This is a genomic window from Arenimonas sp. (assembly GCF_044353605.1).
In the GTDB taxonomy this organism is placed as follows: domain Bacteria; phylum Pseudomonadota; class Gammaproteobacteria; order Xanthomonadales; family Xanthomonadaceae; genus Arenimonas.
In genome coordinates, this window is record NZ_JBILBO010000009.1 from 61,559 (window position 1) to 70,125 (window position 8,567).

6 protein-coding genes and 1 pseudogene are annotated in these 8,567 nt (G+C 61.5%); 5 read left to right on the forward strand and 2 right to left on the reverse strand.

Annotated elements, in window-relative coordinates; translation table 11 throughout:
- Nucleotides 1-68: 68 nt before the first annotated feature.
- Entirely contained in the window at nucleotides 69-1,322 is a 1,254-nt protein-coding gene (locus tag ACIQ1A_RS07060) for a 2OG-Fe(II) oxygenase (RefSeq protein ID WP_395770355.1), read from the reverse strand.
- 81 nt (nucleotides 1,323-1,403) lie between these two features.
- Between ACIQ1A_RS07060 and ACIQ1A_RS07065 the strand changes: the two genes are divergently transcribed.
- The 5 genes from ACIQ1A_RS07065 to ACIQ1A_RS07085 all read left to right on the forward strand — a co-directional run bounded on the left by ACIQ1A_RS07065 (nucleotide 1,404) and on the right by ACIQ1A_RS07085 (nucleotide 8,259).
- Nucleotides 1,404-4,853 carry a methylmalonyl-CoA mutase family protein gene (locus tag ACIQ1A_RS07065; RefSeq protein WP_395770356.1) on the forward strand — a complete coding sequence of 1,150 codons (3,450 nt, stop codon included), beginning with the start codon at nucleotides 1,404-1,406 and terminating at the stop codon, nucleotides 4,851-4,853.
- 3 nt (nucleotides 4,854-4,856) lie between these two features.
- Nucleotides 4,857-5,780 (forward strand): M14 family metallocarboxypeptidase, encoded by a 924-nt coding sequence (locus ACIQ1A_RS07070; RefSeq protein WP_395770357.1) that lies wholly within the window; start codon nucleotides 4,857-4,859, stop codon nucleotides 5,778-5,780.
- An 87-nt stretch (nucleotides 5,781-5,867) separates the two neighbouring features.
- Nucleotides 5,868-6,713, forward strand: a complete 846-nt coding sequence (locus ACIQ1A_RS07075; RefSeq protein WP_395770358.1) for a hypothetical protein — start codon at nucleotides 5,868-5,870, stop codon at nucleotides 6,711-6,713.
- A complete protein-coding gene (locus tag ACIQ1A_RS07080; RefSeq protein ID WP_395770359.1) occupies nucleotides 6,710-7,483 on the forward strand; it encodes a dimethylarginine dimethylaminohydrolase family protein in 774 nt (257 codons plus the stop codon). The genes ACIQ1A_RS07075 and ACIQ1A_RS07080 overlap by 4 nt, the downstream gene beginning before the upstream one ends.
- Complete coding sequence (locus ACIQ1A_RS07085) at nucleotides 7,483-8,259, forward strand: DUF2189 domain-containing protein (RefSeq protein WP_395770360.1); 777 nt, start codon at nucleotides 7,483-7,485, stop codon at nucleotides 8,257-8,259. The genes ACIQ1A_RS07080 and ACIQ1A_RS07085 overlap by 1 nt, the downstream gene beginning before the upstream one ends.
- Here ACIQ1A_RS07085 and ACIQ1A_RS07090 read toward each other — a convergent pair.
- Nucleotides 8,246-8,567 (reverse strand): annotated as a pseudogene (locus ACIQ1A_RS07090) (peptidase M14); the annotation flags it as partial. The gene ACIQ1A_RS07085 and the pseudogene ACIQ1A_RS07090 overlap by 14 nt on opposite strands.

The window sequence follows — 8,567 nt, forward strand, 5'->3', positions numbered from 1 at the left end:
GGGCTCCGGCATGCGGCAGAAAGGGTGCGCGCATTATAAAGCAATTGCTCTAGCGTCCGAGCTGGGGCTTACAGCAGACGATGCGCACGCTCACGGAACCAGAGCGTGCAAATCCACTTAACTCCTTGTTTTACAGGAAGGCCGGCATGCAGGCTGGTGCGCGTAATTTGCCCATCGGGAAGCAGGTTGTCGAAGCGTGAAATCTGGCCTTGTATCGCCGGGATTTCGACATTCAACAACGGGAATGCCGTTTCTCCGCCTGCGTCTGGGGTGTTCAGGTAGGTGACCACGGTTCGCAGACGTTGCCCCGAACCGCCGGCACTGACCGGAATGAACAGGGATGGGGGCAGGAAGTCGCGGTGCAGTTTGTATTCCTGGCCGGGCAGATAACGCAGCAGAATCAAAGGCTCTGCCTGGTTGATCGGCAAGCCTGCAGCCCGCGCCATGCGCCGTTGCAAGAGATTCAGATACAGCTGTTCGTGTTCGGGAAGAAAAACGAAATCCCAGCTGGTACGGATTTCGTTCTGATGCCGCCCGCCTTGGCTGTCCACGGAAATGGACGGCCCCAGGTCCGGTCCGCCCAGACACTGGATGTAAAGACACTCCTCGTCGCTCAGCAGACCGGCATGCCGGTGCAGAGTGATGCTCATGTCCAGACAGTCCCCTTCGGTTGCCAGCATGGCCTGCTGGATATCGCCAAAATCCCAGTCGTTGCCGGCATCGGCAGGTGCGGTTGGCTCGGGATTGGCAAAGCCATGGGCCGGATCAGGGGCGTTCACCGGCATGCCCACTTCGGCCGCGAGTTTGCGGATGCTGTTGGCGCGGGCCGGATCGGCCTTGCACAGGCGACCCTCGGCAAGACGTTCCCCCAGCAGGGCCATGGCCACCAGACTGCCGTTCATGGCAGCCACTTCCAGCATTGCGTTACTGCGCGCCTGCTGTTCGGGGGTGCCGAAGCGTCCGAAATAGACTGCTGCATCGCACAAGGCCAGGGCATGCCCCTGCCGGCAGCAGCTCTGCCAACGCGATGTCAGCTGCACCCAGTCCAAGGCTTCGGCGGATTCAATCAGGCTGGCGGTGGCGAGACGGTAAGTCGCCGGAGCAAAGCCAAGATGCTCGGCATCACGCAGGAGGCGCATGCCGGCAGTGATTTTGTCTGTACCGGTCGCCAGCATTAACAGAACCGAGGCTAATTCAAACATCGCCTCGGGAATCTTTTGATTTGCTAATACCGTCAAGCGTTCAATGCCGGCATCAATCTGATTGGCCTGCAGAAGCGCGCGGGCCTGTTGCAGTTCGGCGAGAGCAGGGGATTCGGACATAAGTGATTTGTTAGCCTTTCGCGCAATTATTGCCTATCGCGGTACAATTGTCATCGTTCGTCTCCGTGCAGCAGGTGCCCCATGTCGTCCACTTCTCCCGCGCCGACCCGTCAGCCCTTGACGGATAAAGCCCCCCTGCGTTTCGTCACCGCCGCCTCACTGTTCGATGGCCACGACGCCGCCATCAACATCATGCGCCGGCTGATCCAGGCCCAGGGCGCCGAAGTGGTGCATTTGGGCCATAACCGTTCGGTGGATGACGTGGTGCGCGCGGCCCTGCAGGAAGATGCCGACGGCATTGCGCTGTCGAGCTACCAGGGCGGCCATGTCGAGTACTTCAAATACATCATCGACCGCCTGAACGAAGCCGGGGCGTCGCACATCCGCGTGTTCGGCGGTGGTGGCGGCACCATCACGCCGGATGAAATCGCCGAACTGGAAGCCTACGGCGTGGAGCGCATCTACCACCCGGACGACGGCATGCAGATGGGCTTGGTGGCGATGATCGAAGATCTGGTGGCCCGCACCCAGCGTGCCAGTGATGCCAAACCCGGGCGCAGTGATGGCGCCGCTGATGAATATGCCATCGGCCGCCTGCTGACCGCCATCGAGCAGGAAGGCTTCAGCGAAACCGAACTGCAGAACCTGCGCCGGCAATGGCAGCTGGCCGGCGGCAAAACCCCGGTGATCGGCCTGACCGGCACCGGCGGCGCCGGCAAGAGCTCGGTCACCGATGAGCTGCTGAACCGCTTCCTGCAGCATTTCCCGAGCATGCGCATCGCGGTGATTTCGGTTGATCCGACCCGCCGGCGCAGCGGCGGCGCTCTGCTGGGCGACCGCATCCGGATGAACAGCCTGCGCTCACCGAACCTGTTCATGCGCTCGATGGCCACCCGCCGCCAGCACATGGCCACCAATGTTGTGCTGAAAGACGCCATCGCCTGCTTGAAGGGGCAGGGCTTCGATCTGGTCATCGTGGAAACTGCCGGTATCGGTCAGAGCGATTCCGAAATCGTCGATCTGGTCGATTTCCCGGTGTATGTGATGACCTCAGATTTCGGTGCGCCCAGCCAACTGGAAAAAATCGACATGCTCGATTATGCCGAGCTGGTGGTGCTCAATAAATTCGACCGGCGCGGCGCGGAAGACGCCCTGCGCGATGTTCGCAAGCAGTGGAAGCGCAACCGCGTGGCGTTCCAGATGAAGGACGAGGACGTGCCGGTGTATCCGACCATCGCCTCGCAGTTCAACGATCCGGGCGTGAGCTGGATGTTCAGCAATCTGTGCCGTTTGCTGAACGACAAACTCCATCCGGTCAGCCCGCAGTGCGACTGGCGGCCGAATGTGGACACCGCCCTGAAGGAACCGCGCGCCACCGTGCTTATTCCCGGCAATCGCACGCGCTATCTGTCGGAAATCGCCGAGCAGGGCCGTGGCATTAACCGTTCGATTGCCCATCAGGCCGCGCAGGCCGATTTGGCGCAATCCTATTGGCAAGCCCTGCAGGCCATTGGCGATGGCAAGCTACCGGCGGCACTGGCTCTGTTCGAACCGGCCAATCTGAACGATACGGCGGTGGACGGCTCGATGCGTCTGCTGCGCCAGCGTTACCAGGAATCGGTCAAGGCACTTTCGGCCGAAGCCGTGCATCTGCTGCGCGAGTGGCCGCAGAAAATGAAGTCGGTGACCGACGAGTTCAACGAATACCGCGTGCGCGACAAAGTGATCCGCGTTGATAACTACCGCGAGTCGCTGTCGCAGCAGAAGATTCCGAAAATCGCCGCGCCGAAATTCACCGGTTGGGGCGAGTTGCTGGTGTTCCTGAGCAAGGAAAACCTGCCCGGCCATTACCCGTACACCGGCGGGGTTTATCCGTACCGCCGCAGCGGCGAAGACCCGATCCGCATGTTCGCCGGTGAAGGCACGCCTGAGCGCACCAATCGCCGTTTCCATTACCTCTCTGTCGGCCAGCCAGCGATTCGCTTATCAACGGCGTTCGACTCCGTAACGCTGTACGGTGAAGATCCGGCCATCCGCCCGGACATCTACGGCAAGATCGGCAACTCCGGCGTGTCCATCGCCAGCCTGGACGACATGAAGAAGCTGTATTCCGGTTTCGACCTGTGCGCACCGAACACCAGCGTGAGCATGACCATCAATGGGCCCGCTCCGATGATACTGGCCATGTTCATGAACACTGCCATTGATCAACAAGTGGAAAAATACCTGCGTGCCGACGAAGCCCGTTGGCTGCTGGCGCAGAAGAAAATCGCCGCCTTGTTCCCGAACGGCGAACAGCCGAAATACGACGGTGACTTGCCGCCGACCAATAAAGGCCTGGGCTTGGCGCTGCTGGGCCTGACCGGCGACCAGCTGCTGGATGCCGAGACTTATACCCGCATCCGCACCGAAACCCTGGCCACAGTGCGCGGCACGGTGCAGGCCGATATTTTGAAGGAAGACCAGGCGCAGAACACCTGCATCTTCAGCACCGAATTCGCCCTGCGCATGATGGGCGACATCCAGCAGTTCTTCGTGGAGAATAAGGTCCGCAATTTCTATTCGGTGTCCATCTCCGGCTATCACATCGCCGAAGCCGGAGCCAATCCGGTTTCGCAGCTGGCGTTTACGCTCAGCAACGGTTTCACCATCGTCGAGTATTACCTGGCGCGCGGAATGCACATCGACGATTTCGCGCCGAACCTGAGCTTCTTTTTCTCGAACGGCATGGACCCGGAATACACCGTGATCGGCCGCGTGGCCCGGCGCATCTGGGCGCGCGCCATGCGCGAGCGTTATGGCGCCAACGAACGCAGCCAGATGATGAAATACCACATCCAGACCTCCGGGCGCTCGCTGCACGCGCAGGAAATCCAGTTCAACGACATCCGCACTACGCTGCAGGCCCTGTACGCGCTGTTCGACAACTGCAACAGCCTGCACACCAACGCCTACGACGAAGCCATCACCACCCCCACCGAGGAATCGGTGCGGCGCGCGGTGGCCATCCAGATGATCATCAACAAGGAACTGGGCCTGAACTTCAACGAGAACCCCTGGCAGGGCAGTTTCATCGTGGATGAGCTGACCGACCTGGTGGAAGAGGCGGTGTACAAGGAATTCGATGCGCTATCCGAGCGCGGCGGCGTTCTGGGCGCCATGGACACCATGTACCAGCGTGGCAAGATCCAGGAAGAGTCCATGTACTACGAGCACAAGAAGCACGACGGCAGCCTGCCGCTGGTGGGCGTGAACACCTACCTGCCCAAGAATCCGGACAAGAACGCCATCGGCAAGCTGGAGCTGATCCGCAGTACCGAAGCCGAGAAGGGCATGCAGATTGCCCAAGTGGCGCGTTTCCAGCAATTACGCAATCAACTAGCCGCCGATGGTCTGAAGCCCTTGCAATCCATAGCCCGCGAGCGCCGGAATATCTTTGCCGGCTTGCTTGAAGCGGTGAAAACGCATTCTCTGGGGCAGATTAGTCATGCCTTGTACGATGTCGGTGGCGAATATCGGCGGAATATGTAAGCCATGTCAAAAGATCAGATTGTTTATACACATGAAAAACCTCTTGTAGCCTGTAGTTCTGCCGACAGAGCCGCCTGGCTCGCCTCCCGTGTTAAATCACGCAGCTACGCCGTTGAGGTGCTGAGCAAAATTGACGCCTTGCGCGAGCGCTTTGATGTGGCCGAATACGGCCAGATTGACTACGGCGGCGAACGCTACCCGCTACTGGCCCTGAAAACACGCGACTGGCGCGATGATCTGCCCGTGGCGCTGGTGACCGGCGGCGTGCACGGCTACGAAACCAGCGGTGTGCAGGGCGCCTTGGCGTTCATGGATGCCCATGGCGGCGACTGCGCCGGCAAAATCAACATTCTGCTGGCCCCGTGCGTGAGCCCCTGGGCCTACGAGCGCGTGCAGCGCTGGAATGCCGAAGCGCTCGACCCGAACCGTTCGTTTACCGGCGAGGGCACAACGCAGGAAGCGGCCGCGCTGATGCGCTTGCTGGCACCGCTTCAGGGCAGGGTGCTGCTGCACATCGACCTGCACGAAACCACCGACTCGGACGAAACTGAATTCCGCCCGGCCAAAGCCGCCCGCGATGGCGAAGTGTTTGTGCCCGGCGAGATTCCGGACGGCTTCTACCTGTGCGGCGATGAAAAGAACCCGCAGCTGGCGTTCCAGAACGCGGTCAATTCAGCGGTGGCCGAAGTCACCCACATCGCCCCGAGCGATGCCAAGGGCGAGATCATCGGAACAACGGCGCTGGCACCGGGCGTGATTCTGTATGACTACAAAGCCCTCGGCCTATGCGCCGGCATGACCGATGCGCGCTTCACCACCACCACCGAAGTGTACCCGGACAGCCCGAGGGCCACGCCGGAAATCTGCAACGCCGCGCAGGTGGCGGCGGTGCGGGCGGCCATCGCGTTTGCCTTGCAGGCCCGCTAAGCCCGAAACCACGGCTCACGGATGCTATGATTTCAGGGTAGGGCACACCAATGCGGTGCCCAGTGCGGACTGATTCAGAGGATACCTATGCGCTTGATGCTGATCTTCATGCTTGCGGTCGCCGGTTTGGCGGGTTGTGCCAGTCTTTCGCCACCACCACCACCGCCTGCGCCGATGGCACCGCTGCCGCCCCCACCCCCACCGCCACCACCCATGCCCGTGGCGTGGGCGAACCAAGACGCACAACGGCAGGCACCAGACAAGGCCCGCATGGCCGCCGCCCGGCAGGCCGAACGCAAGCAGACCACGGCCGCTGCCCGAGCCGAGTTGCCATCGGTAGCCGCGGCCCCGGCCCAGCCTGAAACCGAAGCGCCGCCGCCCGACACCTCGACCACCGCTGTGGATCAGATTCTTTCGCAATTGGTGTTGGGCGATGTCGCCTTCAATGCCCCGGAAAAAATCAACATCGAAGACACGGTGTCCATCCGTGTCGCGCTCAGTCCGGACCAAGGCGCGGCCGCGGTCAGTGCCCGCATTGAAGAGCCGGGCAAGCGTATCGCCGAAACCCTGCAGGTCTCGAACCTGATGCAGGCCCGACTGACCGGCGAAGGCTTCAAGATCGTTGCGGTCACGCCGGAGAAGCAAGCGGTATCGTCCGGCATCACCGAGTGGCTGTGGGATGTGACGCCGCTGAAAGAAGGCAAACACCAGCTGACGCTGAGCATGGATGCGCTGATTACCGTCAACGGCGAAGTGGTGCCGAAAACCCTGCGCACCTACCGCAAGCCGATCGAGGTCGAGGTCACCACCGCGCAGGCGGCTGGCAATCTGCTGAGTGAACACGGCAAATGGGCCTGGAGCACGCTGCTGCTGCCGCTGTTCGCGTGGTTCGCCAAGAAGCGTAAAGACCGTGCCGTTGGGAAAGCGGCATGAACCTGCACGCCCTCTGCCGCGCCGTCAGCCCCGCCATCGCCGATTGCGAGCTGAATTTTATCGGCCGCGAACCGATCAACGTGGCGCTGGCGCATCTGCAGCACATGGAATATGTCGCGTACCTTGGAAAACTGGGCGCTACAGTCATCGAGCTGCCAGCCGAACCGGCCTTGCCCGATTCGGTGTTCGTTGAAGACACCGTTTTATTGTTCGATGAGCTGGCCGTGCTCACCCGTCCGGGTGCCGAGAGCCGGCGCGCGGAAGTGGACGCCATTGCGCCAGCCGTGCAGGCGGTACGCAAACAGGTGGAACGCATCAGCGCGCCGGGAACGATTGACGGCGGTGACGTGCTGCGCATCGGCAAGCGCGTGTTCGTTGGGCTGTCCCAGCGCAGCAATCAAGTCGCCATCGATCAGCTCGCTGCCATCCTGAAGCCCTACGCTTACACGGTGACAGCCGTGCCGATGCAGGACTGTCTGCACCTGAAATCGGCGGTGACCGCATTGTCAGATGACACCGTACTGATCAATCCGGAATGGGTGGATGCCGCGTATTTCACTGAATACCGGCAGATCCGTGTGGATGAACACGAGCCGCATGCCGCCAATGTGGTGCGCATCGGCAGCGCCATTCTGATGCCGTCAGCGTTTCCGAAAACGCTAGCCTTCATCGCGACGGCCGGTTATGCCGTCACTGCCGTGGACGTGTCCGAGTTGCAGAAAGCCGAGGGCGCGGTAACCTGTTGCAGTGTCCTGTTCACGGGGGAGTGATGGCTGAAGACCGTAGCGAATTGCCCTTCGTTGCCGAGTGCAATGAGGTGCCGTGGAACGCGCCCTTTGCTTGGCTGTCCGCCGGCTGGCAGGATCTGAAGCGCACGCCGCGACTGACCTTGAGCTACGGCCTGATCATTTTTGCGGTCAGCTGGGCAGTGTCGCTGTTTGCCTGGTGGCTCGGGCGTTTCGCCCTCTTGGCGGCGCTGCTGTCCGGCTTCATCTACATCGCACCGATGCTGGCCATCGGTCTGCATTCGGTCAGCAAGGATCTGGAAAGCGGTCGCCGTGTCAGTTTCCGGCGCTCCTCGAAACACATGGCCCGCGTGCTCGGGCAGGGCGCGGTGTATGCGCTGATCCTGCTGGTGGTGCTGTTCATCTGGTCGCGCTCCGGCATGATGCTGTACGCCTTCTTTCCGGTGGAAGAGGGCAACCGCACGGTGCTGATGGAGTTTCTCGCCGTCGGCTCGCTGATCGGCACCGGCTTCGCGGCGCTGATCTTCGCCACCGCTGCGCTGTCCCTGCCGATGATTGTCGATAAAGAGACCGACATGGTCACCGCCTGCCTGTCGAGCGTGCATGCGGTGCTGCGTAACAAGCCGGCAATGGCGGTCTGGGCCGTCTGCATCGTAGCCCTGACCGGATTGGGTTTCGCCACAGGCTATGTCGGCTTCATTGTCATCATGCCGTGGCTGGCGTTCTCGGCCTGGCACGCCTATCACCAGATCCTGCGCACCGAACCCTGGCCACACTTGGCCGATATCACGGACGAATGACGGTCTCGGTCCGCCGCACCGGATACAGCCGGTAGCGGGTATCCCAGGAGGCGTGCCGCTGCGCGAAGAAATCCAGACGCTGCTGCGGGGATTCGGCAAAGGCCTTGTCCTCGGCCAGACGCTTGTCGAATGCGGCCTTGATGGCCGGATCTTTCAGCATGTCACGCGCCACCGCTTCGGCCACGTAATCTTCCATGTATTCCTTACGCTCGAAGTGGTTGTTGAACAGGCCCCAGGACAGATAGGAATCGGGTGCCTGCGGTTCCAGCAGCGCCATCACCAACCGCGCCTTCGGCTGGGCGATCGGC